This window comes from Enterovibrio norvegicus FF-33, from assembly GCF_000286835.2.
In the GTDB taxonomy this organism is placed as follows: domain Bacteria; phylum Pseudomonadota; class Gammaproteobacteria; order Enterobacterales; family Vibrionaceae; genus Enterovibrio; species Enterovibrio norvegicus_A.
In genome coordinates, this window is sequence record NZ_AJYD02000007.1 from 1 (window position 1) to 411 (window position 411).

The window sequence follows — 411 nt, forward strand, 5'->3', positions numbered from 1 at the left end:
TGTCGTTAAAGCCGTAGGTGGAGAAACGCGCTGAATTGGCTTGATAGGTCCAGCTGCCGCCGTTGGCACTGAGCACGCCATCCGTGAAGCTCGCGCCGTAAAGCGTCGGCCAATCTGTGACGTCAGCGTGAGTGCGTGATTCTAAATCGTCACTTAAGCCGTCGTTATCACGGTCAATGTCGCTGTTGTCACCCACGCCGTCATTGTCGGAATCGGTGGTTTCAGCGGCGTCTTCAGGGAAAGCGTCGCTGTTATCGCCGACGCCATCGCCGTCCGTGTCGGTGGTCTCCGACGCATCCGTTGGGAAGGCATCACTGTTATCGCCCACGCCATCGCCATCGGTGTCGGTGGTCTCCGTTTCATCCGTAGGGAAGGCATCGCCGTTGTCACCGACGCCATCACCGTCGGTGT

At 58.9% G+C, this 411-nt stretch carries 1 protein-coding gene; it reads right to left on the reverse strand.

Annotation, left to right across the window (positions count from 1 at the left end; translation table 11 throughout):
- Positions 1-411, reverse strand: a 411-nt coding sequence (locus A1OO_RS23220) for a thrombospondin type 3 repeat-containing protein (RefSeq protein ID WP_035008750.1), incomplete at both ends; no start/stop codon positions are given.